At 60.2% G+C, this 20,607-nt stretch carries 20 protein-coding genes; 11 read left to right on the top strand and 9 right to left on the bottom strand.

Annotated features, from left to right (window positions below; genetic code table 11):
* Positions 1-25 precede the first annotated feature (25 nt).
* Positions 26-1,099, bottom strand: coding sequence for an AI-2E family transporter (locus tag RYA97_RS01240; RefSeq protein ID WP_002554608.1), 1,074 nt, complete (start codon positions 1,097-1,099; stop codon positions 26-28).
* Between the two features lie 38 nt (positions 1,100-1,137).
* Positions 1,138-2,235: a DUF2066 domain-containing protein gene (locus RYA97_RS01235; protein WP_016982703.1), complete on the bottom strand. Its 1,098-nt coding sequence runs from the start codon at positions 2,233-2,235 to the stop codon at positions 1,138-1,140.
* Between the two features lie 341 nt (positions 2,236-2,576).
* Here RYA97_RS01235 and purM point away from each other — a divergent pair, with 341 nt between their 5' ends.
* From purM to RYA97_RS01215, 4 genes are all read left to right on the top strand, one after another.
* On the top strand, positions 2,577-3,635 hold the full coding sequence (gene purM, locus RYA97_RS01230) for a phosphoribosylformylglycinamidine cyclo-ligase (protein ID WP_016982705.1): 1,059 nt from the start codon (positions 2,577-2,579) through the stop codon (positions 3,633-3,635).
* Positions 3,635-4,285, top strand: coding sequence for a phosphoribosylglycinamide formyltransferase (gene purN, locus RYA97_RS01225; RefSeq protein ID WP_005783262.1), 651 nt, complete (start codon positions 3,635-3,637; stop codon positions 4,283-4,285). The genes purM and purN overlap by 1 nt, the downstream gene beginning before the upstream one ends.
* Positions 4,286-4,293: 8 nt before the next feature.
* Positions 4,294-5,007 (top strand): DUF3108 domain-containing protein, encoded by a 714-nt coding sequence (locus tag RYA97_RS01220; protein ID WP_004665988.1) that lies wholly within the window; start codon positions 4,294-4,296, stop codon positions 5,005-5,007.
* 682 nt (positions 5,008-5,689) lie between these two features.
* Positions 5,690-5,869 carry a hypothetical protein gene (locus RYA97_RS01215; RefSeq protein WP_002554613.1) on the top strand — a complete coding sequence of 60 codons (180 nt, stop codon included), beginning with the start codon at positions 5,690-5,692 and terminating at the stop codon, positions 5,867-5,869.
* 83 nt (positions 5,870-5,952) lie between these two features.
* Here the strand turns inward: RYA97_RS01215 and RYA97_RS01210 are convergent, their stop codons facing one another.
* The 5 genes from RYA97_RS01210 to cysM form a co-directional block, all read right to left on the bottom strand.
* Entirely contained in the window at positions 5,953-6,492 is a 540-nt protein-coding gene (locus tag RYA97_RS01210) for a DUF2058 domain-containing protein (RefSeq protein ID WP_005755227.1), read from the bottom strand.
* Between the two features lie 30 nt (positions 6,493-6,522).
* Complete coding sequence (gene mazG / locus RYA97_RS01205; RefSeq protein WP_002554615.1) at positions 6,523-7,356, bottom strand: nucleoside triphosphate pyrophosphohydrolase; 834 nt, start codon at positions 7,354-7,356, stop codon at positions 6,523-6,525.
* Between the two features lie 27 nt (positions 7,357-7,383).
* Positions 7,384-9,627 carry a GTP diphosphokinase gene (gene relA / locus RYA97_RS01200; protein WP_004657204.1) on the bottom strand — a complete coding sequence of 748 codons (2,244 nt, stop codon included), beginning with the start codon at positions 9,625-9,627 and terminating at the stop codon, positions 7,384-7,386.
* Positions 9,628-9,783: 156 nt separating this feature from the next.
* Complete coding sequence (gene rlmD / locus RYA97_RS01195; protein WP_316891743.1) at positions 9,784-11,139, bottom strand: 23S rRNA (uracil(1939)-C(5))-methyltransferase RlmD; 1,356 nt, start codon at positions 11,137-11,139, stop codon at positions 9,784-9,786.
* Positions 11,139-12,041: a cysteine synthase CysM gene (cysM, locus tag RYA97_RS01190; RefSeq protein ID WP_057404435.1), complete on the bottom strand. Its 903-nt coding sequence runs from the start codon at positions 12,039-12,041 to the stop codon at positions 11,139-11,141. Before cysM ends, rlmD begins: the two co-directional genes overlap by 1 nt.
* A 250-nt stretch (positions 12,042-12,291) precedes the next feature.
* Between cysM and RYA97_RS01185 the strand changes: the two genes are divergently transcribed.
* The 3 genes from RYA97_RS01185 to RYA97_RS01175 all read left to right on the top strand — a co-directional run bounded on the left by RYA97_RS01185 (position 12,292) and on the right by RYA97_RS01175 (position 15,996).
* A complete protein-coding gene (locus tag RYA97_RS01185) occupies positions 12,292-15,045 on the top strand; it encodes a response regulator (protein WP_016982707.1) in 2,754 nt (917 codons plus the stop codon).
* Between the two features lie 109 nt (positions 15,046-15,154).
* Positions 15,155-15,592: a hypothetical protein gene (locus tag RYA97_RS01180; protein WP_002554619.1), complete on the top strand. Its 438-nt coding sequence runs from the start codon at positions 15,155-15,157 to the stop codon at positions 15,590-15,592.
* Positions 15,589-15,996, top strand: a complete 408-nt coding sequence (locus tag RYA97_RS01175) for an META domain-containing protein (protein ID WP_004657193.1) — start codon at positions 15,589-15,591, stop codon at positions 15,994-15,996. The genes RYA97_RS01180 and RYA97_RS01175 overlap by 4 nt, the downstream gene beginning before the upstream one ends.
* A 724-nt stretch (positions 15,997-16,720) precedes the next feature.
* On the opposite strand, the gene RYA97_RS01170 is transcribed toward RYA97_RS01175, so the two are convergent.
* Positions 16,721-17,188: a TlpA disulfide reductase family protein gene (locus tag RYA97_RS01170; protein WP_316891740.1), complete on the bottom strand. Its 468-nt coding sequence runs from the start codon at positions 17,186-17,188 to the stop codon at positions 16,721-16,723.
* Positions 17,189-17,317: 129 nt separating this feature from the next.
* Between RYA97_RS01170 and arsC the strand changes: the two genes are divergently transcribed.
* The 3 genes from arsC to RYA97_RS01155 all read left to right on the top strand — a co-directional run bounded on the left by arsC (position 17,318) and on the right by RYA97_RS01155 (position 19,047).
* Complete coding sequence (gene arsC, locus RYA97_RS01165) at positions 17,318-17,671, top strand: arsenate reductase (glutaredoxin) (protein WP_002554622.1); 354 nt, start codon at positions 17,318-17,320, stop codon at positions 17,669-17,671.
* Entirely contained in the window at positions 17,668-18,273 is a 606-nt protein-coding gene (gene wrbA / locus RYA97_RS01160) for an NAD(P)H:quinone oxidoreductase (RefSeq protein ID WP_005744747.1), read from the top strand. Before arsC ends, wrbA begins: the two co-directional genes overlap by 4 nt.
* A 102-nt stretch (positions 18,274-18,375) precedes the next feature.
* The gene (locus RYA97_RS01155) at positions 18,376-19,047 is read left to right on the top strand and encodes a DNA-3-methyladenine glycosylase I (protein ID WP_004657183.1); all 672 of its coding nucleotides are present in this window, start codon (positions 18,376-18,378) and stop codon (positions 19,045-19,047) included.
* A gap of 6 nt (positions 19,048-19,053) precedes the next feature.
* Here RYA97_RS01155 and ttcA read toward each other — a convergent pair whose 3' ends face one another.
* Complete coding sequence (ttcA, locus tag RYA97_RS01150; RefSeq protein WP_002554625.1) at positions 19,054-19,878, bottom strand: tRNA 2-thiocytidine(32) synthetase TtcA; 825 nt, start codon at positions 19,876-19,878, stop codon at positions 19,054-19,056.
* Positions 19,879-20,072: 194 nt separating this feature from the next.
* Here ttcA and RYA97_RS01145 point away from each other — a divergent pair, with 194 nt between their 5' ends.
* The gene (locus RYA97_RS01145) at positions 20,073-20,567 is read left to right on the top strand and encodes a SprT family zinc-dependent metalloprotease (RefSeq protein ID WP_002554626.1); all 495 of its coding nucleotides are present in this window, start codon (positions 20,073-20,075) and stop codon (positions 20,565-20,567) included.
* Positions 20,568-20,607 lie beyond the last annotated feature (40 nt).

Below are 20,607 nucleotides of genomic sequence, written 5' to 3'. Positions count from 1 at the left end.
GGCAGTGAAGAGGCGTGCGATGCCCTTACAGCTCGGGATCTTCCGCACCTGCATAGATTTCCGAGTCTTTATAAACGTCGTGCATGTGGCGCACCAGCACCATGATCACTGCAGCGACCGGCAACGCCAGCAGAATGCCGGTGAAACCGAACAGCTCGCCACCCGCCAGAATCGCGAAGATCACCGCCACCGGGTGCAGACCGATGCGATCCCCTACCAGCAATGGCGTCAGCACCATCCCTTCGAGGGCCTGACCGATCATGAACACCGCAACAATCCCCATCATCGGGTACAGGTCGCCGCCAAACTGGAACAACCCGGCGACCAGCGCCGAACCAATGCCGATCACAAAGCCCATATAAGGCACGATGGCTGCCAGACCGGCGATCACCCCGATCAACAGGCCCAGTTCCAGCCCGACCAGCATCAGACCGGCCGCGTAGATCACCCCGAGACCGACCATGACCAGCAATTGCCCGCGTATGAACGCGCCCAGCACCTCATGGCACTCGCCCGCCAGCTTGACGATTTGACCTTCACGCTGACGCGGCAGCAGACCGCGGATCTTGCCGGTCATGATGTCCCAGTCACGCAACAGGTAGAAACACACCACCGGGATCAGCACCAGATTGGTCAGCCAGCCGATCAGCGCCAGGCTCGACGCCGTAGCCTGAGACAGCACCACAGAGACGATATCCCCAGCCTGCCCCATGTGCTCGGAGATGGCTGCCTTGATCTTGTCGAACTTCCAGAACCCGTCTGCCAGACCGAACTTGGCCTGCACCCACGGCAACGCCGAGTGTTGCAGCCAGTCGAGGATCTGCGGGGCCAGCTCATAGAGACGAAACAACTGCTTGGCCAGCATCGGCACCAGCACCAGCAGCAAGGCCATCAGCACCAGCGTGAACAGACCGAACACCGCCACCACGCTCAAGGTTCTGGACAGCCCCGCGCGCTCCAGACGATCCACCAGTGGATCGCCCATGTAGGCCAGCAGCAGCGCCACCAGAAAAGGGGTGAGGATCGTGTGCAACAGCACCACGAATGCGACCAGCAAGGCCAGGCCGCCGATCCAGAACCAACGCCGTGTATCAGTCATCAACATCCCTCAACCCAATGGAAAAGCGCTTTGCCGGTTTACCAGCGGAAATAAAGCTGTGGTGCAGACGCCGGAACAATCATCGCTGCGGGCGCAGGTGCCGAAGCAGCCCCATTGGCTGGCGCAACCGGCGCAGTCGCATCGACAGGCGCAGCAGGCGGTGTTGCGGCGGCGGCTGCCTCGGCTGCGGGCACTTCCTGCAATTTGGCCAGCGACAACTGCGAGCGTAGCTGATCGGTGCTGCCACTGACCTCAAACACCACCTTATCGCCGTCAACAGAACTCAGACGCACGCCGAACGGATCAAGTAACTGAAGCAGTTGTGCATAGCGCTCCAGTGTCATGCCCTGAACCTGCACCAACAGGCCCGTCGAGGCACCGGGCTTGGCGACGAAACGTGGGGCCAGACGCTGGCTGACCGACAGCAGCACAGCGTCTGCCAAGGCTTCGGAAGTAGCCCCGGTCGCAGTGCCCTGCTCGCGCTGATCGCCCAGCCACAAGCGCCATTTGCCCTGCCACTGGCCTGCGTCTTCCTTGGCGTGCACCGCCAGTATCGCGTCAGCACCGTAACGCTCGGAGGCTTCCTTGAGCGGTGCGGCATCAGTGCCTTCCAGTGTCTTGGCGTTACCGATGCCCTGCTCGCTCAAATCAGCCAGCGGTAAACGCAACGGCAAACCGCGGTGTTGCGCAGCCCGGCGCAGTGGTTCAGCAGCGGCCTGACCGTCACCGACCAGATTCGAGCCTTCGACCGAGTCGTTCAGCCACCAGCCGAGGATCGACGGGCGATTGCTGCCCCAGATCGACAGGCCGGCATCACGCAACGCACGGTCGGTGGTCGCCGGATCGAAGTCCACCAGCAGGGTTTCCGGCGGACCGGCCTCGTAGCCGTACTGGCTGATGATTTGCTGCGGATCTTTGCGCAGCGCGGCGATGGCCGAACCCTGCGCAGCCTTGGCGTCACCGGTCAGGCGCAGCACCAGCGTTTCGACCGCGGCCTGGGTGGCCCGTGTGCGCTCATCGGGCGACTGACCAGTCACCGGCTCGCGGACCTGATAAAGGTTGCTGACCGTTTCGGCAAGGCTGGGGAGGCTGATCAGGGACAGACAGCCGACTAGAAGAACTCTGGAAAAACGCATGGACAGTTCCCGAACGGAAAAAAGTAAAAAGAAGCTGTTTCAGGAGGAGTACAAGTCTGGGACAGCCTTGAACCACCAATCATTCAATTTGCGCATAAAGTACACCTTAAACGGCGGCACTCGCACTGACGGGAGACGCCGGATCAGGTTTATTTGGCGCAACACCGCCCTGTTGTCGGCGCAAGGATGGCCCCTGGGGAGCAAGCCTGATAAAATCGCGCGCCTTCGCAGACCGGCAATCGCCACGGCCCAACATTACCATCGCATGACAGCGCGGTGCTGAACGGGTCCCAACGCAGCGGTCGATACCTCCGAATCCCCCCTAAAGGCCTGGATTTTTTATGAGCAAGCAACCCTCCCTGAGCTATAAAGACGCCGGTGTAGACATCGACGCCGGTGAAGCATTGGTCGAACGCATCAAGAGCGTCGCCAAGCGCACCAAGCGTCCGGAAGTCATGGGCGGCCTGGGAGGCTTCGGCGCCCTCTGCGAAATCCCGGCCGGCTACAAGCAACCGGTCCTGGTTTCCGGCACCGACGGCGTGGGCACCAAGCTGCGTCTGGCCCTGAACCTGAACAAGCACGACACCATCGGTATCGATCTGGTCGCCATGTGCGTCAACGATCTGGTGGTCTGCGGCGCAGAGCCTTTGTTCTTCCTTGATTACTATGCCACCGGCAAACTGAACGTCGACACCGCTGCCCAGGTCGTCACCGGCATCGGCGCTGGCTGCGAACTGGCTGGCTGCTCGCTGGTCGGCGGCGAAACCGCTGAAATGCCGGGCATGTACGAAGGCGAAGACTACGACCTGGCTGGCTTCTGCGTCGGCGTCGTGGAAAAGGCCGAGATCATTGACGGTTCGAAAGTCGCTGCCGGTGATGCCCTGCTGGCCCTGCCATCGTCCGGCCCGCACTCCAACGGTTATTCGCTGATCCGCAAGATCATCGAAGTGGCCGATGCCGATATCGAAAGCATCCAGCTGGACGGCAAGCCATTGACCGAGCTGCTGATGGCGCCAACCCGCATCTACGTCAAGCCGCTGCTCAAGCTGATCAAGGAAACCGGCGCGGTCAAGGCCATGGCCCACATCACCGGTGGCGGCCTGCTCGACAACATCCCGCGTGTTCTGCCGCAGGGCGCTCAGGCCGTTGTCGATGTTGCCAGCTGGCAGCGTCCGGCCGTGTTCGACTGGCTGCAGCAGCAAGGCAACGTCGCAGAAAACGAAATGCACCGCGTGCTGAACTGCGGCGTGGGCATGGTCATCTGCGTTGCTCAGGAACACGTTGAAGCCGCGTTGAAGGTTCTGCGCGAAGCTGGCGAGCAGCCATGGGTGATCGGTCAGATCGCTACCGCTGCCGAAGGTGCAGCACAAGTCGAGCTGAAAAACCTCAAGGCGCATTGATGCCAGCCACCTGCGATGTCGTGGTGCTGCTGTCCGGCACCGGCGGCAACCTGCAAGCGATGATCGACAGTTTCAAGGACGGGTCCAGCCCGGTCCGCATCCGCGCGGTGATTTCCAACCGCGCCGATGCGTTCGGCCTGCAGCGCGCCAGGGATGCGGGCATCGAAGCCTGCGTGCTGGATCACACTGCTTATGAAGGCCGCGAAGCCTTCGATGCAGCGCTGATCGAACTGATCGACACTTTCCAGCCACAGTTGGTAGTACTGGCCGGGTTCATGCGCATTCTCAGCGCAGGCTTCGTGCGCCATTTCCATGGTCGCCTTCTGAATATTCACCCTTCCCTGCTGCCGCGTTACAAAGGCTTGCACACGCACAAGCGTGCTCTGGAGGCTGGTGACGCCGAGCATGGCTGCAGCGTGCATTTCGTCACCGAGGAACTCGATGGCGGCCCACTGGTCGTACAGGCAGTTATTTCGGTACAGTTGCACGACACGCCCACAACGCTCGCGCAACGGGTTCATGTTCAAGAGCACCGTATTTACCCACTGGCCATTCGCTGGTTTGCCGAGGGCCGACTGAGCCTTGGTGAACAAGGTGCGTTACTCGATAGCCAGTTACTCCCGGCCAGCGGCCATCTGATTCGACATTAGGAGATACTATGCGTCGCGCTCTGCTCTTCGCTTTCGCTCTGCTCGCCTTGCCTGCCGTACAGGCCGCAGACCTTCAACCTTTCTCCGCCAGCTACACCGCCGACTGGAAACAGCTGCCCATGAGTGGCACCGCTGAACGCAGCCTGGAAGCCGGTGCCAATGGCACCTGGACCCTGAGCTTCAAGGCATCGATGATGATTGCCAGCCTGACTGAAGTCAGCACGCTGAAGGTCGACAAGGAAACCTTGCTGCCACAGACCTACAGCTTCGAACGCAGCGGCCTGGGCAAATCCAAAAAGGTTGATCTGGCGTTCGACTGGAACACCAAGTTCGTCACCGGCACCGACCGTGGCGATGCGATCAAGCTGCCGCTCAACCGCGGCATCCTCGACAAGTCCACGTATCAGCTGGCGTTGCAACACGACATCGCTGATGGCAAGAAGAGCATGAGCTACCAGGTGGTCGACGGTGATGAAGTAGACACCTACGACTTCCGCGTACTGGGCTCGGAAAAGGTTACCACCAAGACTGGCCAGGTCGATGCGATCAAGGTCGAGCGCGTGCGTGACCCGACGCAAAGCAAGCGCACCACCGTGCTGTGGTTCGCCAAGGACTGGGATTACCTGCTAGTGCGCCTGCAACAGGTCGAAACCGACGGTAAGGAATACAACATCGTGCTGCTCGACGGCACCGTGAACGGTAAGGCCGTCAAAGGCAGCTGATTGCCCTGACCGCACGCACCACAGAGCCCCGCTTTTTAGCGGGGCTTTTTATTGGCTGAAGGCATGCGACGCAGAGCGCCGCACGATAGTCGGGCCTGCACCGCCCCCTTCGTGAGCAAGCTCACTCCCACGCCCTTCGGGCAGAAGCGCAGAGCATCGGCACGATGTTGCGATGATCGTTCCTCACGCTCCAGCGTGGGAATGCAGTTCTCGACGCTCTGCGTCGTCAAGAGGACGCGGAGCGTCCAGAAAGGCATGCGACGCAGAGCGCCGCACGATAGTCGCGCCTGCACCTGCCCTTCGTAAGCAAGCTCACGCCCTACGGTCAGAAGCGCGGAGCATCGGGCACGATAGTTGAGGTTATCGTTCCTCACGCTCCAGCGTGGGAATGCAGTTCTCGACGCTCTGCGTCGTCAAGAGGACGCGGAGCGTCTGGAACGGCGTTTACACGCGCGTTCGGACAGGCTAGAAGCACATGAAACATCCTTCATTTTGCCACCACTGCGCTGTAAGCCGCGTCATGCAAGGGCTGCAGAGGATCGATCAGTTTATGACCACCGGGGTACCTGAACAGGCTATTTACTTAGGCAGCTAACAAATTCTATAAAAGAGTCCTGCGACACATCGCCGCAGTATCCAGAGGCCTAACCATTCAGGCCATCAAAGTCAGGAGCTTACTACTATGACTGTCAGAGTTACTGAACGCGACGACGCCCACCTCTCTCACGAAGCCGTTGCCGACGGCATCCAGATCTGGGACGTGCATCAACAGGACCAACTTGTAGGCATGTTTCACGTAGAGTCCGATGCTCTACGCTATAAGGAAGAGCTGGAAGCACTGGAAAGCCAGGGCAACCACTAAGCAACTTCCCTGAGCCAGAAAACCCCAGAACAATAAACGACAAAACCCGCTGAATGCGGGTTTTGTTTTGACCGGTCAGCGCGTTACCACATCAGGTCGTCAGGCACCTGATACGCAGCGTACGGATCGTCGGCATCCGGCGCTTCGGTCGGGGTGTTGAGCAACACGATACGGCGCGGGTCGCGCTCCTGGATCTTCAGCGCAGCCTCACGCGGAATGATCTCGTAACCGCCACCATGGTGAACGATGGCCAGCGAACCGCTGCTGAGCTTGTTGCGCACCAGCGCGTTGACCGAGATCCGCTTGACCTTCTTGTCGTCAACGAAGTTGTAGTAATCCTCGGTAATCAGCTTGGGCAGACGCGACACCTCGATCAGTTGTTTGACCTGAGCAGCACGGGCCTTCTGCTCGACCTTCTCCTGCTGCTGACGGTTCAGCTCCTGGTCACGCTTGGCCTTCTCGGCCATGGCTTCCTGAGCCGCGCGCTTTTGCGAGTCGTCGGCCTGGGCCTGACCCTTGTGCACCAGACGCTGCTCTTTCTGCTTTTCTTTGCCGACCTGCTTGGCCTGCTTTTGGTTGACCAGACCTGCCTTGAGCAACTGATCGCGAAGGGAAAGGCTCATTGTCTACTCACTTATACCGTTACCGCACACTCAGCCGCAGCCGGGTGTGCTCTTTTCCTGACGTTTGGCTTCGCCCCACAATGCGTCCATTTCTTCGAGCGAGCACGCTTCGATAGGACGCTGGATGTGGCGCAAGGCCTGTTCAATGAATCGGAAGCGTCTGTCGAACTTGCTATTAGCCGAGCGTAGCGCAGTTTCCGGGTCGACTTTAAGGTGCCGGGCCAGGTTCACGACGCTGAACAGCAAATCGCCGACTTCCTCGGCAATGCCTTCGGCGTCATTGTCGACCATGGCTTCAAGAATTTCATCGAGTTCTTCACGCACCTTGTCGACCACCGGCAACGCTGCAGGCCAGTCGAAGCCGACCTGCGAAGCACGCTTTTGCAGTTTGGCGGCACGACTCAACGCAGGCAAGGCCACCGGCACGTCGTCGAGCAGCGACAACTGCTCGGGGGCGCCAGACTTTTCGGCACGTTCCTCGGCCTTGATCTCGTCCCAACGCTGGTTGACCTGCTCGTCGGTCAGGCACGGCGTTTCTGCCGGCGCGTACAACTCGCCGGTCGGAAACACGTGCGGATGGCGACGCAGCAACTTGCGGGTAATACCGTCGATGACGTCGTCGAATTCAAACCGGCCTTCCTCTTTGGCCAACTGCGCATAGAAGACCACCTGAAACAGCAGGTCACCCAACTCACCCTTCAGATGGTCGAGGTCGCCCTGCTCGATGGCATCGGCCACTTCGTAGGCTTCTTCCAGCGTATGCGGCACGATGCTGGCGTAGGTCTGCTTCAGGTCCCACGGGCAACCAGACTGCGGATCACGCAGCCGGGCCATGAGGTTCAGCAGGTCTTGAACTGTATACATGGGGCTCCCTGTGAGCGCAGGCAACGCTTATGGCGTCCTGTTCCTGCGCGTTTCAATGATGTTCGGCAACTGGGAAATACGCCCCAGCAACCGCCCCAGTGCGTCCAGGCCCGGAATCTCGATGGTCAGCGACATGAGCGCTGTGTTGTCTTCCTTGTTCGAGCGGGTGTTGACCGCCAGTACGTTGATACGCTCGTTGAGCAGCACCTGGGTGACGTCACGCAGCAGGCCGGAACGGTCGTAGGCGCGAATGATGATGTCCACCGGATAGGTGAGCACCGGCACCGGCCCCCAGCTGACCTGAATGATCCGCTCGGGCTCGCGACCACCCAGTTGCAGCACCGAGGCGCAATCCTGACGGTGAATGCTGACGCCACGGCCCTGGGTGATGTAACCGACAATCGCATCGCCCGGCAGCGGCTGGCAGCAACCGGCCATCTGTGTCATCAGGTTGCCAACGCCCTGAATCTGAATATCGCCACGCTTGCCAGGCTTGTAGCCCGTAGCCTTGCGCGGGATCAGTTCCAGCTGTTCATTGACGCGATCAGGTTCAACCTGCTGCTGAGCCAGATTGACCAGTTGCGCCAGACGCAGATCACCCGCGCCCAAGGCGGCAAACATGTCGTCGGCGGTCTTGTGGTTGGCCTTGTCCGCCAGCTTGTCGAAGTCGACCTGCGGCAATGCCAGGCGCGCCAGTTCGCGTTCGATAAGGGTTTTACCGGCCGCCACGTTCTGGTCGCGGGCCTGCAATTTGAACCAGTGAACAATCTTGGCGCGCGCCCGCGAGGTCGTGATGTAACCGAGGTTGGAGTTCAGCCAGTCACGGCTCGGCGTGCCGTGCTTGCTGGTGATGATCTCGACCTGCTCGCCGGTCTGCAAACTGTAGTTGAGCGGTACGATGCGGCCGTTGATCTTCGCACCACGGCAGTTATGGCCGATTTCGGTGTGCACCCGATAGGCAAAGTCCAGCGGTGTCGCGCCCTTGGGCAGGTCGATGGCGTGGCCGTCAGGGGTGAAGACGTAGACCCGGTCAGGCTCGATATCAACCCGCAGCTGATCTGCCAGGCCACCGATGTCACCCAGCTCTTCATGCCACTCAAGTACCTGACGCAGCCAGGAAATTTTCTCTTCGTAATGATTGGAGCCAGATTTGACGTCGGTGCCTTTATAGCGCCAGTGCGCGCAAACGCCCAGTTCGGCCTCTTCGTGCATGGCGTGGGTGCGTATCTGCACTTCCAGGACCTTGCCTTCCGGCCCGATGACCGCTGTGTGCAGCGAGCGATAGCCATTTTCCTTGGGGTTGGCGATGTAATCGTCGAACTCTTTGGGAATATGCCGCCACAAGGTGTGCACAATGCCCAGCGCGGTATAGCAATCGCGCATTTCCGGGACCAGTACACGCAACGCGCGCACGTCATAGATCTGGCTGAATGCCAGGCCTTTGCGCTGCATTTTGCGCCAGATGGAATAGATATGTTTGGCTCGGCCACTGATGTCAGCCGTCACGCCGGTGGCTTGCAGTTCGTTGTCGAGCTGGGACATGACGTCGCTGATGAAGCGCTCGCGGTCCAGCCGGCGCTCGTGCAGCAGCTTGGCGATCTGCTTGTACTGATCAGGCTCCAGGTAGCGGAAAGACAGGTCTTCCAGCTCCCACTTGATATGCCCGATACCCAGACGGTGGGCCAGCGGCGCGTAGATATCGAAGACTTCGCGGGCCACACGGTTGCGTTTCTCGTCGTCGGCGTTCTTTACCGCACGAATCGCGCAAGTGCGCTCGGCCAGTTTGATCAGCGCAACGCGAACGTCGTCGACCATCGCCACGAGCATCTTGCGCAGGTTTTCGACCTGCGCCTGACTGCCCAGCACCAGAGATTGACGAGGGCTGAGACTGGCGCTGATCGCGGCCATGCGCAGCACGCCGTCGATCAGTTTGGCGACCGTCGCGCCGAAACGCTGCTCGACCTCCGGCAAAGGGATGACACCTTCACGCACGCCGCGGTAAATGACCGCCGCAACCAGCGAGTCCTGATCCAGCTTGAGGTCAGCCAGGATCTCCGCGATTTCCAGACCGGTCTGGAAACTGGAGGTGCCCTCTGCCCAGTGATTCTTGTGGGCCTTGTCGTTCTGCTCGGCTTGCCGGGCAAACTCACAGGCCTGTTTCATGACTTCCCGGTCCAGGACCAGGTCGACGCTGACAATATGATCGAGCCACGCGTCGAGATTGATACTGCCGTCTGTGTTTATCGGCTGGTTCGCTCTCACCTGTACCATGCTGCTTACCTTCCCTACGGCGCGATGAATAGCGCCATCAGTCGCCAGCCTTCTGAGCGAATGCCACTTGCCGGGCAAGCAAGGACCGGCATTCGCGGGCCAGTCGGATTAAATGAGGTTCCCTGTCAGCAGCGACCTCGATCCAGTGAACGCTGCTCACTTACTCATTTCAAATAAAGCCATCGCCTCGACATGCGCCGTCTGTGGAAACATATCGAGGATTCCGGCACGTTTTAATCGGTAGCCCTGACTGATCAGTTCGACCGTGTCACGAGCCAAAGTTGCCGGGTTGCATGAAACATAAAGCAGTCGCCGGGCACCCGTCTTTCTGATCTGGCGAACCACTTCAAAGGCCCCGTCACGCGGTGGGTCCAAGAGTACCGCAGAAAACCCTTCCGCCGCCCAGTCGGCGTGTGTCAGCGGCTGGGAAAGATCCGCCTGAAAAAACTGCACATTGTGCAGATCATTACTCATTGCGTTGACGGCTGCACGCTCGACCATGGTCGCAACGCCTTCGACCGCCACCACTTCCTTCGCCAGACCCGCCAGTGGCAAGGCAAAATTGCCCAGACCGCAAAACAGGTCCATTACCCGTTCATCTTTGGCAGGCGCCAGCCATTGCAGAGCCTGCTCGATCATCGCGGTGTTAACCGCCGCGTTGACCTGAATGAAATCTCCCGGTCGCCAGGCCAGTTGCAGGTTCCACGGCTCCAGCCGGTAACCCAGCGTATCGCCGGGGCTGGCCGGTTGGGGCTCGCCGTCGCCATGCAGCCAGAGCTGCGCGCCGTGCTTGGAGCAAAACGCCTGCAACAGCGCCAGGTCGGCCTCGGCAAGCGGCGCGGTGTGGCGCAACAACACGGCAGTCGCAACCCCACTGAACAACTCGACGTGACCCAGCGCCTGCGGTTTGCTGAAGCTTTTCAGCATGCCAGGCAACTCATTCATGATGGGTTGCAAGGCCTGTACCAGCACTGGACAGTGTTCGATGCTGACGATGTCCTGACTGGCGGCTGCGCGGAACCCCACGTCCAGCCTTTTGGCCTTGGCATCCCAGCGAACCGCGACCCGCGCGCGTCGGCGATAGGCCAGCTCGGCACCGCTCAACGGCGCAGCCCATTCATCCGGCACCACGTTCGCCACCCGCAACAGTTGCTCGGCAAGCATGCGCTGTTTCAGGGCAAGCTGTTCTTCGTGGGGCACATGCTGAACACTGCAGCCGCCGCAGCGACCGAAATACTCACAGGCCGGAGCGCGACGCATGGTGCTGGCGGTGAAGACCCGCTCGGTGCGCGCCTCGACAACCTTGCCGCGCGCATTGAGCACGCGCGCCTCGACCTCCTCGCCCGCCAGACTGCCGGCGACAAACCAGGTCTTGCCGTCGAGAAAAGCGATACCGCGACCGTCATCGGACAGGCGCTCGATAGTCAGCCGCTGTTTTTTACCGGCAGGAATCTGCACGGTCTTGACGCCGCCCGTGGGCTGAAAGCGCAGACCTCGTTCATGCTTGGCCATCAGTTGGGCGAATCATAGACGCCGGTCGACAGGTAACGGTCGCCTCGGTCACAGATGATCGCCACAATCACGGCGTTTTCGACTTCCTGGGAAATACGCAACGCCCCGGCGACCGAGCCACCGGACGACACGCCACAGAAGATGCCTTCTTCGCGCGCCAGTCGGCGCATGGTGTCTTCGGCCTCGGTCTGGCCCATGTCGATGATGCGGTCGACACGGTCCGACTGATAGATTTTCGGCAGGTATTCATGCGGCCAGCGGCGAATACCGGGGATCGAAGCGCCCTCCATCGGTTGCAGACCGACGATCTGCACCTCGGGATTTTGCTCCTTGAGGTAGCGTGAGGTGCCCATGATGGTGCCGGTGGTGCCCATCGAGCTGACGAAATGGGTGATGGTGCCCGCCGTCTGCTGCCAGATTTCCGGACCGGTGGACGTGTAGTGCGCCTCGGGGTTGTCGCCATTGGCGAATTGATCGAGCACCTTGCCGCGGCCTTCGGCCTGCATGCGCTCGGCCAGATCACGGGCACCTTCCATGCCCTCGTCCTTGCTGACCGAAATCAGCTCGGCACCGTAGGCGGTCATTGCGGCCTTGCGTTCGGCACTGGAGTTGTCCGGCATGATCAGAATCATCCGGTAACCCTTTATCGCTGCGGCCATGGCCAGTGCGATCCCGGTATTGCCGGAAGTGGCTTCGATCAGCGTGTCACCCGGATGGATCTGGCCGCGCAACTCGGCACGGGTGATCATCGACAGGGCCGGACGGTCTTTTACCGAGCCAGCGGGGTTATTACCTTCAAGCTTCAACAGGAGGGTATTGCTGGTATTACCCGCCATGCGTTGCAGACGCACCAGCGGAGTGTTGCCGACGCAATCGGCAATGGTTTGATACTGCAGGGTCATGGCGTCTTCGCAATCCAGACTGCGGGGGGTGCCTATCATAACGGCAAACGGCCAAAGCCCATATCACGCAAAGTGCGCTGCTTATTCCCAAAAAGAATAAACACTGTTTTTTCCACTGCGGCTTCGTCATGCACAGAGAGTTAGGTGCCCATGCTGGCGGTAAATGGCTAAACTCAACCCCTTGTGCCGATACAGCCAGGCAGCCGATGCCTGATATCGACGGACTGATACGTGTTGCCGGAGAACGAGCGTGCTGACCAAGCTGGGTATAAAAGGCCGTGTGCTGCTACTGACTATTTTGCCTGCCAGCCTGATGGCCGCAATGCTTGGTGGTTATTTCACCTGGATGCAGTTGAGCGAACTGCAAAGCCAGTTGCTGCAACGCGGCGAAATGATCGCCCAGGATCTGGCACCATTGGCCGCCAACGCATTGGGGCGCAAGGACAAGGTCCTGCTGAGCCGCATCGCCACCCAGACCCTGGAGCAGACCGACGTGCGCGCAGTGTCGTTTCTCGACGTCGATCGCACGCCACTGGCCCACGCCGGACCGACCATGATCAGCCCTTCGCCCATTGGCAGCGGCTCGCAGTTGCTCAATTCGACCGGCACCGACGCCACGCGTTATTTGCTCCCGGTATTCGGCAATCAACGCCACCTGACCAGCCCGATCATTCCGGCCGAAGCCGACACCCTGCTGGGCTGGGTCGAACTTGAAATATCCCATAACGGCACGCTGTTGCGCGGCTATCGAAGCCTGTTTGCCAGCCTGCTGCTGATCCTGACCGGACTGGCCTGCACCGCGACTCTTGCAGTGCGCATGAGCCGCACCATCAACGGGCCGATGAGCCAGATCAAGCAGGCGGTATCGCAGCTCAAGGACGGCAACCTCGAAACCCGCCTGCCGCCGCTGGGCAGTCGGGAACTGGACGAGCTGGCGTCGGGCATCAATCGCATGGCGGCGACCTTGCAGAACGCGCAGGAAGAGCTGCAACTGAGCATCGATCAAGCGACCGAGGATGTACGCCAGAACCTGGAAACCATCGAAATCCAGAACATCGAGCTGGATCTGGCTCGCAAGGAAGCCCTTGAAGCGAGCCGGATCAAGTCCGAATTCCTGGCCAACATGAGCCATGAAATCCGCACGCCGCTCAATGGCATTCTGGGTTTCACCCATTTGCTGCAAAAAAGCGAGCTCACGCCGCGCCAGTTCGACTACCTGGGCACCATCGAGAAGTCGGCCGACAACCTGTTGAGCATCATCAACGAGATTCTCGACTTTTCGAAAATCGAGGCTGGCAAGCTGGTGCTCGATAACATCCCGTTCAACCTGCGCGACCTGCTGCAGGACACCTTGACCATCCTCGCCCCGGCGGCGCACGCCAAACAGCTGGAACTGGTCAGTCTGGTGTATCGCGATACGCCACTGGCGCTGTCCGGCGACCCGCTGCGCCTGCGGCAGATTCTGACCAACCTGGTCAGCAACGCGATCAAATTCACCCGCGAAGGCACCATCGTCGCCCGCGCCATGCTTGAAGACGAAACCGAAGAGCACGCGCAATTGCGCATCAGCGTGCAGGACACCGGCATCGGCCTGTCCAGCCAGGATGTGCGGGCGCTGTTCCAGGCCTTCAGCCAGGCCGACAATTCGCTCTCGCGCCAGCCGGGCGGCACGGGTCTGGGCCTGGTGATTTCCAAGCGCCTGATCGAACAGATGGGCGGCGAAATCGGTGTCGACAGCACACCGGGCGAAGGCTCGGAATTCTGGATCAGCCTGAAACTGCCCAAGGCCCGCGAAGACAAGGAAGAGTCGTTCAATATCCCGCTGGGAGGGCTACGCGCAGCAGTGCTTGAACACCATGACCTGGCGCGGCAGGCGCTGGAGCATCAGTTGGAAGACTGCGGCCTGCAAACCATCGTGTTCAACAACCTGGAAAATCTGCTCAACGGGGTGACGGCGGCGCACGAGACCCCGTCGGCCATCGATCTGGCGGTGCTCGGCGTGACGGCGCTGGAAATTTCCCCGGAACGGTTGCGCCAGCACATCTGGGATCTGGAAAACCTCAACTGCAAGGTCATGGTGCTATGTCCGACCACCGAGCACGCGCTGTTCCAGTTGGCGGTCCACGATGTCTATACCCAGTTACAAGCCAAACCCGCCTGCACCCGAAAACTGCAAAAAGCCTTGTCCGAACTGATCGCGCCGCGAGCGATCCGCGCCGACATCGGCCCGCCGTTGTCGAGCCGCGCGCCGCGGGTGCTGTGCGTGGATGACAACCCGGCCAACCTGCTGCTGGTGCAGACCCTGCTTGAGGACATGGGCGCAGAAGTCGTGGCCGTCGAAGGCGGCTATGCAGCGGTCAACGCGGTGCAGCAGGAAGCGTTCGATCTAGTGTTGATGGACGTGCAGATGCCCGGTATGGACGGGCGCCAAGCCACCGAGGCGATTCGTGCCTGGGAAGCTGAACGCAACCAGAGCTCACTGCCGATCGTGGCACTTACGGCCCACGCGATGGCCAATGAAAAACGCTCGCTGCTGCAAAGTGGCATGGATGACTACCTGACCAAACCGATCAGCGAGCGGCAGCTGGCACAGGTGGTCCTCAAGTGGACGGGGCTGGCACTGCGCAACCCTGCGCCAGAACGCCAGAACGAAGCACCTGAAGGGCACGTCGGGCCGTTGGTGCTCGATCATGAAGAAGGGCTGCGCCTGGCTGCGGGCAAAGCGGATCTCGCCGCCGACATGCTGGCCATGCTGCTGGCCTCGCTGGCCGCCGACCGCGAGGCCATCCGTGTGGCGCGGGCCAACCAGGATATACAAGCGCTGATCGAACGCATTCACCGTCTGCACGGCGCAACGCGCTACTGCGGCGTCCCGCAGCTGCGCACCGCCTGTCAACGCGCTGAAACCCTGCTCAAGCAGAACGCCGCGCACACCGAAGAAGCTCTGGACGATCTGGACAAAGCTATCATTCGCCTGGAATCCGAGGCGCGGGTGACAGCGTAATGGTAACGCTCGCTCCTCACACTTCAGCGCAGCAATGCCGTTGTGGGTGCCCTGCGTCCGGTCCTGAAGGCGTGGAGCATGATAGGATGCGCGCAATTTTGGAGGACCCATGGTCGAACACGATTTTCGCTACAGCATGCTCAACCCGCAGCACACCTTGACCGAATGCCGCACTTTGGCGCCCGGTCGCTATCAGGTCACCGGTAACGGCGGCTCGATTCACGACAACGACCAGTTGCTGGTGACGATCAAAGGCAGCAAAAGCCTGCACATGCGCCTGACCGTCGAGAAAGTCCGGCACCTGATCAACCCGCCGGGCCAATGGATTGCAGTGGCCAAAGGTCCGGTGTTCGACGAGTTGGCGATTCATCAGTGGAAAGTGAATTGCGACAGCTGCGCCGCCGAACTGAATTTCGAGTTCATGGTAGAGAGCAAGCTGGGCGTCAAGGCGCAGAAACCTGCCGCCATCGCGCGCATCGCGGAGCTGGGCTGGAAAACCGAAGGCGAGAAGCACCTCTGCAAGAAGTGCCAGGAGAAAGCGGCATGAAACAGTTTGCGCTCCTGAGCCTGATCGGCGGCGCGCTGCTGGCCGGTTGTACCGCTGACCCGCTGCCGATCCGTCAGGACCACAGCTACGTGATGGAATGGATTGGCGAACGTCCACTCATCGACAACAGCCGCCTGACCATGACCCTGGGTGCCGATGGCCGAGCGTATGGCAATGCAGGCTGTAACCACTGGTTCGCGCCCTATACACTGAACGACCACAGCATCAGCTTCGGTCCGGTGGGCAAAACCCGCAAGATGTGCGCCCCCGCGCTGATGGAGCAGGAACAACGCTTCATCAAAGCCATCAGCAGCGTGCAACGCTGGGACATCTCGCCCATCGAGCAACTGCGCCTGTGGCCAACCCAAGGCAAGCCGCTGCGCTTCTGGCTGGAAGATAGCTGATCCGAAGCTCCGCGTAACTTGCGACGCAGAGCGTCTAGAACTGCATTCCCACGCTGGAGCGCAGGGAACGATCACTATCCTGCGACGCCCCGCGCCACGCCTGGATAACAGCCGACTGCTCGCGCATTTCACTATCGTGCGACGCTCCGCGTCGCATGCCGTTCTGGACGCTCCGCGTCCTCTTGCGACGCAGAGCGTCGCGACCTGCATTCCCACGCTGGAGCGTAGGGAACGATAATCCAGACTATCGTGCGATGATCTGCGCAACGCCTGGATCAAAGCCGACTGCTCACGCATTTCACTATCGTGCGACGCTCCGCGTCGCATGCCGTTCTGGACGCTCCGCGTCCTCTTGCGACGCAGAGCGTCGCGACCTGCATTCCCACGCTGGAGCGTAGGGAACGATAATCCCGACTATCGTGCGATGTTCTGCGCAACGCCCGGATCACAGCCGACTGCTCGCGCATTTCACTATCGTGCGGCGCTCCGCGTCGCATGCCGTTCTGGACGCTCCGCGTCCTCTTTCGACGCAGAGCGTCGCGACCTGCATTCCCACGCTGGAGCGTACGGAACGATAATCCAGACTATCGTGCGATGATCTGCGCAACGCCTGGATCAAAGCCGACTGCTCACGCATTTCACTATCGTGCGACGCTCCGCGTCGCATGCCGTTCTGGACGCTCCGCGTCCTCGTTACGGCGCAGAGCGTCGAAAATCGATCCGATCACCCCTCGCCGCGCAATGCCTTGAGCTTCTGGATCACGGTCGCGGCTGACTGCTCACCGAGCAGTTGCTCGCGCATCTTGCTCTTGTCGTCGATGATGTAGGTCACCGGCAGCGCTTCGGAGGGCGGCAGGCTGTACTGCTCGGCTGGGTCCTGAGCCAGCACGGTGAATTTGATACCCAGTGCGTTGGCAGCGTTTTTCAGCTCGTCGCCCTGCAGATTGTCAAAGTTGACACCCAGCACCGTGACCTTCTTGTCCTTGAGCTGTTCGGACAATGCGTTGAATTCCGGAACCTCGGTACGGCACGGGCCACACCATTCGGCCCAGTAGTTCACCACCAGCCAATGCCCCTTGATTCGCTCGCTGGCCACCTTCTGGCCGTTCTGGTCAGTGCCCAGGTCCACGCCACATCCGCTGAGCAGCAAGCTGCCGAAAAGTATCACTGCTGCTGTTAATCGCCTTGCCATTTGTTTCCTTCCTCGCCCCGTTCAACCTGCAATCACTTATATCCAGGCTACGACTATTGACCATTCGATATGTCGGACAGTGCCATCGCTGGTTAGAATACGCCACCCCACACAAGATGCGACGTGCAAATGACCGATCTGACGCTGTATCACAACCCGCGCTGCAGCAAATCCCGCGGCGCGCTGGAACTGCTTCAGGCCCGCGGCCTGACGCCCGATATCGTCCTGTACCTGGAAACCCCGCCCGACGCAGAGCGTTTGCGCGATCTGCTCGGCAAGCTGGGCATCACTGCCCGGCAACTGCTGCGTACCGGCGAAGATGATTACAAGCAACTCAACCTGGCCGACCCGAGCCTGAGCGACGAGCAACTGATCGCCGCCATGGCCGCGCACCCCAAACTGATCGAGCGGCCAATTCTGGTCGCAGGCGACAAGGCTGTGATTGGCCGCCCACCCGAGAACATCCTGGAGCTGCTGCCGTGAGCACACCTTACATTCTGGTCCTCTATTACAGCCGCAACGGTTCCACCAGCGAAATGGCCCGGCAGATTGCCCGCGGTATCGAGCTGGGCGGCATGGAAGCTCGGCTGCGCACCGTTCCTGCCGTTTCCGCCGACTGCGAAGCGACCGCCCCTGAGATCCCGGAAAACGGCGCGCTGTACGCGACCCTCGACGACCTGAAAAACTGCTCAGGCCTGGCGCTGGGCAGCCCGACGCGCTTCGGCAACATGGCCGCCCCGCTGAAATACTTTCTCGACGGTACCAGCAACCTTTGGCTGACCGGCGCACTGGTCGGCAAACCCGCAGGCGTCTTCACCTCCACTGCCAGTCTGCACGGCGGCCAGGAAACCACGCTGATGTCGATGCTGCTGCCGTTGTTGCACCACGGCATGCTGATCATGGGTCTGCCCTACAGTGAATCGGCGCTGCTGGAAACCGCCGGGGGTGGCACGCCTTATGGTGCCAGTCATCACGCCGGTGCCGATGGCAAGCGCGCGCTGGACCGCCATGAGACTGACCTGTGCCGTGCACTGGGCCAGCGCCTGGCCAAAACCGCGTTGCAGCTGGACACAGCACGCAGCTGAATCGGCAGAGCGTGGTCTGACGCTTTCAGTTAAATCGCAAACTTGCAGCGCAAGGGTCGGTCTGAACCCTTGACCTGCCTGTTGAATTTCTTTGGAGAACCGATGCAAGACTACAAATGGCTGAACGAGTATTGCCTGAATCGATTCGGCTCCGCCAAAGCACTGGAAGCCCACCTGCCCACCCCGAAGACACCGAAACAACTGCAAGCCATCAGCGCCGACCGCTATCTGTCGACCATGGCCCTGCGCGTGTTTCGCGCAGGCCTGAAACACAGCCTGGTGGACTCTAAATGGCCGGCGTTCGAGGAAGTCTTCTTCCGCTTCGACCCGGAAAAAGTCGTGCTGATGGGGGCTGATCACCTGGAGCGGCTGATGCAGGACGCGCGCATCATCCGCCACCTGGGCAAACTCAAGAGCGTGCCGCGCAATGCGCAACTGATTCTGGACATCGAACAGGAGCACGGCAGTTTCGGCAAATTCATCGCCGAGTGGCCGGTCGATAACATCACTGGCTTGTGGCAGTACATTGCCAAACACGGCAACCAGATGGGCGGACTGTCAGCGCCACGCTTTCTGCGCATGATCGGCAAGGACACGTTCATTCCGACCTGGGACGTGGTGGCCGCGCTGAACGCGCAGGATATCGTCGACCGCGTGCCTACCAGCAAACGCGATCAGGCAATTGTGCAGGACGTGTTCAACCAATGGCACGCAGAAAGCGGTCGGCCGATGTGCCAGCTGTCAGCCATGCTGGCGTTCACCGTCAACCACTGAGCACCCTCAGATATTCACCACATTGACGAACCGCGACGCAGCGGTTTCGTCGATGCGCAGGTTGCTGAAGTCGAACAGGTTGCGGTCAGCCAGTTGCGAGGGCTGTACGTTCTGCAAGGCGCGGAAAATGCTTTCCGTGCGACCCGGTGTCTTGCGCTCCCAGTCGATCAACATGTCCTTGACCACCTGACGTTGCAGGTTCTCCTGAGAGCCGCAGAGGTTGCACGGGATGATCGGAAACTGTTTAAGGTCCGAATAGGCCTGAATGTCCTTTTCATGGCAATACGCCAATGGACGAATCACCACGTTACGGCCATCGTCGGCACGCAGTTTGGGTGGCATGGCCTTGAGCGAGCCGTTGAAAAACATGTTGAGGAAGAACGTCTCGACGATATCGTCTCGATGATGCCCCAGTGCCATCTTGGTAGCACCTATTTCATCAGCGAAGGTATACAGCGTGCCACGACGCAGCCGTGAACACAGCGAACAGGTCGTCTTGCCTTCAGGAATCAATTCCTTGACCACTGAATAGGTGTCTTTCTCGACGATGTGGTACTCGATACCCAGCTCTTTCAGATACGCAGGCAGCACGTGCTCGGGGAAGCCAGGCTGCTTCTGGTCCATGTTGACGGCCACGATGTCGAATTTGATCGGCGCGACTTTCTGCAAGTGCATCAGCACATCGAGCATGGTGTAACTGTCCTTGCCGCCGGACAGGCAGACCATGACCTTGTCACCCTCTTCGATCATGTTGAAGTCGGCAACGGCCTCGCCGGCCAGCCGACGCAGACGTTTCTGCAGTTTGTTCTGATTGACTGAAAGGGTGCCCATTTATGGAAATATCCGCTGACGGTAGCTTGAGAAAAGCCGGGCATTTTACCTATAACCGACCTTTGGTTAAATATGCTGCGCGCGTGCTGTTCAGACTGGCAATCGCCCTTGATCAAAAACGACCACCGGGCGGCCAGCATTTTCAGAGCGTAGTCACATTGCGGCATACTTGGCGCACTGGAGAATCCTAAAGCATGCCCGACCAACTCAATTCACGCGTTGAAACCTGTTACCAACAAGCCGAAACCTTCTTCAAGCGCACCTTCAAACGCCCAGTGGTCAGTTTCCAGTTGCGCGGCCAGAAGGCTGGTGTCGCTCACCTGCACGAAAACCTGCTGCGCTTCAATCCGCAGCTCTACAAGGAAAACGCCGAAGACTTCCTGCGCCAGACCGTGCCGCACGAAGTCGCGCATCTGATTGCCCACCAGCTGTTTGGCGGCAGCATCCAGCCACATGGCGAAGAATGGCAACTGATCATGCGCGGCGTCTATGAACTGCCACCCAACCGCTGCCACACCTACGCCGTCAAGCGACGCAGCGTGATCCGTTACATCTACCGCTGCCCTTGCCCGGACAGCGACTTTCCGTTCACTGCCCAGCGCCACAGCATGGTTCGCAAGGGTCGGCGCTACCTGTGCCGCCGCTGCCGCGAGCCGTTGGTGTTCAGCGGCGAGACGCGCACGGAATAACTCCCCAGACAAACGACAGGCATAAAAAAACCCATCCGAA

Origin of the sequence: Pseudomonas syringae group sp. 26L6 (genome assembly GCF_032587815.1) — a bacterium.
GTDB classification, from domain to species: domain Bacteria; phylum Pseudomonadota; class Gammaproteobacteria; order Pseudomonadales; family Pseudomonadaceae; genus Aquipseudomonas; species Aquipseudomonas amygdali.
Note: the sequence above shows the minus strand (reverse complement) of the source record. Positions and strands in the feature narration are given on the sequence as shown.

Excerpts from the sequence above, each read along its gene's own strand:
- relA (WP_004657204.1), bottom strand. The coding sequence starts at position 9,627 with ATGGTACAGGTGAGAGCGAACCAGCCGATAAACACAGACGGCAGTATC.
- RYA97_RS01210 (WP_005755227.1), bottom strand. The coding sequence starts at position 6,492 with ATGAGCCTTTCCCTTCGCGATCAGTTGCTCAAGGCAGGTCTGGTCAAC.
- RYA97_RS01180 (WP_002554619.1), top strand. The coding sequence starts at position 15,155 with ATGGTCGAACACGATTTTCGCTACAGCATGCTCAACCCGCAGCACACC.
- RYA97_RS01145 (WP_002554626.1), top strand. The coding sequence starts at position 20,073 with ATGCCCGACCAACTCAATTCACGCGTTGAAACCTGTTACCAACAAGCC.
- mazG (WP_002554615.1), bottom strand. The coding sequence starts at position 7,356 with ATGTATACAGTTCAAGACCTGCTGAACCTCATGGCCCGGCTGCGTGAT.
- purM (WP_016982705.1), top strand. The coding sequence starts at position 2,577 with ATGAGCAAGCAACCCTCCCTGAGCTATAAAGACGCCGGTGTAGACATC.
- RYA97_RS01215 (WP_002554613.1), top strand. The coding sequence starts at position 5,690 with ATGACTGTCAGAGTTACTGAACGCGACGACGCCCACCTCTCTCACGAA.
- RYA97_RS01220 (WP_004665988.1), top strand. The coding sequence starts at position 4,294 with ATGCGTCGCGCTCTGCTCTTCGCTTTCGCTCTGCTCGCCTTGCCTGCC.
- RYA97_RS01155 (WP_004657183.1), top strand. The coding sequence starts at position 18,376 with ATGCAAGACTACAAATGGCTGAACGAGTATTGCCTGAATCGATTCGGC.
- RYA97_RS01175 (WP_004657193.1), top strand. The coding sequence starts at position 15,589 with ATGAAACAGTTTGCGCTCCTGAGCCTGATCGGCGGCGCGCTGCTGGCC.
- arsC (WP_002554622.1), top strand. The coding sequence starts at position 17,318 with ATGACCGATCTGACGCTGTATCACAACCCGCGCTGCAGCAAATCCCGC.
- cysM (WP_057404435.1), bottom strand. The coding sequence starts at position 12,041 with ATGACCCTGCAGTATCAAACCATTGCCGATTGCGTCGGCAACACTCCG.
- purN (WP_005783262.1), top strand. The coding sequence starts at position 3,635 with ATGCCAGCCACCTGCGATGTCGTGGTGCTGCTGTCCGGCACCGGCGGC.
- ttcA (WP_002554625.1), bottom strand. The coding sequence starts at position 19,878 with ATGGGCACCCTTTCAGTCAATCAGAACAAACTGCAGAAACGTCTGCGT.
- RYA97_RS01235 (WP_016982703.1), bottom strand. The coding sequence starts at position 2,235 with ATGCGTTTTTCCAGAGTTCTTCTAGTCGGCTGTCTGTCCCTGATCAGC.
- rlmD (WP_316891743.1), bottom strand. The coding sequence starts at position 11,139 with ATGGCCAAGCATGAACGAGGTCTGCGCTTTCAGCCCACGGGCGGCGTC.
- RYA97_RS01240 (WP_002554608.1), bottom strand. The coding sequence starts at position 1,099 with ATGACTGATACACGGCGTTGGTTCTGGATCGGCGGCCTGGCCTTGCTG.
- RYA97_RS01170 (WP_316891740.1), bottom strand. The coding sequence starts at position 17,188 with ATGGCAAGGCGATTAACAGCAGCAGTGATACTTTTCGGCAGCTTGCTG.